We start from the raw sequence: 1,592 nt of genomic DNA on the forward strand, positions 1-1,592 counted from the left end.
CGGTGCAGCCGGAGCAGTCCCAGACCTTGCCGCCGCGGAACCTGCCCGGGCGGCGTCGAGGTCGATCTCCAGCACCGAAACGGTGGCCATGCCTTCCCGCAGGGTCAGCAGCGGGAGGCGGGAGGCGGCGTCGTCGCCCGGGTCTGTGACCTTCAGCGCGGCGCGTCCGGCAGCCGGAAGGACCTGTTCGCTCCAGGTCCGCAGGTGTTCGCCGGAGGCAACCGCCCTGCCCGGACCAAGGGCGAGTTCCAGCGGTCCGCGCAGCAGCACGTGCGCCTGCCCGTCAACGGTCAGGAGGCCGAAAGACGGCAGCTGGCTTAGGGAGCCGGCCAGGCCACCGGTGACGGCTTCGAAGACGGCGTCCAGCGAGGCGTCGCCGGACAGGACGTCCCAAACTTCGTCCACCCGTTCCTGCCCGCTGTCCGGCGGCAGCAGGACAACACGGGAATTCCGTGCCAGGGCAATCCAGGCACCGCCACGGTACCGCAGGCCGTCCATCACTGGCCGTTTTCAGCCGTTTCAGGCATCGATGCCGGCCCGGGCGTCCCGGGATGCCCGGCTCCGGCCGTGCCTGGCCGCCGCGCTTCCTGTGCGGCGATTCCCGGCAGCGTGATCGCGCCGGAGTCCGGATTGCCGGAACCCGACTCGGCATCAATGACCAGGACGGTCACGTTGTCCCGGCCGCCGGCGCGCAGGGCTGCCTGTACAAGGGCGGCGCAGGCGTCCTGCGGATTGCTGACGGCGTTGAGGATCTGGAAGATGTGCCCGTCGCTGACCTCACCGGTCAGGCCGTCAGAGCAGACCATCAGCCTGTCGCCGGGCTCGACCGGAATCAGCCAGAAATCCGCGTTGGTGTCGTTGCCGGTACCCAAGGCGCGGGTCACGACGTGGCGGCGCGGATGCACCAGGGCCTCGTCAGGGGTGATCTGGCCGAGGTCCACGAGTTCCTGGACTTCGCTGTGGTCAACGGTGATCTGTTCCAGGACGCCCTGGGACAACCGGTAAGTGCGGGAGTCGCCCACGTTGAAAACCAGCCAGTAGGGCTGGGACTCTTCCTGGACCAGCACCGCACCGGTGAGCGTGGTGCCGGCGCGTCCCCCGGTTGCCGCGCGGATCTGGCTGTCAGCCTTCGCCAGCAGTTCTTCCACCTCAGCGGCCGCGACCACGGGCAGGTGCTCCCCCACTATCCGGGAGTCCCCCAGCGTCCGCACGCAGATGCTGCTGGCCACTTCTCCGGCTTCGTGTCCGCCCATGCCGTCAGCTACGGCGAAGATGGGATCAGCTGCGATCAATGAGTCTTCGTTCAGCTCCCGCCGCAGGCCGCGGTCTGAGGCATAGCCGAAGACCGCTTGGAGTTCCAGCGCCTCAGATGTCGTTTCGTCGGAGTTCATTCACGCCCTATTCGGAAGCTGCACTGTAATGATGCGGCTGCAGTGATGTGCCTTACTTGGTCTTCCCATTACCCTAACGGACCTCCCGGTCATCAGCATTGCTGCCGCGGCGGGCCAGGGCAGTGAGACGGGAGCCTAGGGCAGCGAAACGGGTGCGCAGGCCGGTCAGGTTCCTGCCCCACCGGTCGCGCCGCCGCTCGC

At 68.0% G+C, this 1,592-nt stretch carries 2 protein-coding genes; both read right to left on the reverse strand.

Annotation, left to right across the window (positions count from 1 at the left end):
• A partial coding sequence (locus RTN46_RS16990; RefSeq protein ID WP_396158021.1) for a hypothetical protein occupies positions 1–498 on the reverse strand: 498 nt, incomplete at its 3' end.
• Positions 498–1,391, reverse strand: coding sequence for a protein phosphatase 2C domain-containing protein (locus RTN46_RS16995; protein WP_312183238.1), 894 nt, complete (start codon positions 1,389–1,391; stop codon positions 498–500). The genes RTN46_RS16990 and RTN46_RS16995, both read right to left, overlap by 1 nt.
• Positions 1,392–1,592 lie beyond the last annotated feature (201 nt).

The organism is Arthrobacter sp. (assembly GCF_031988865.1).
Taxonomy (GTDB): domain Bacteria; phylum Actinomycetota; class Actinomycetes; order Actinomycetales; family Micrococcaceae; genus Arthrobacter_B.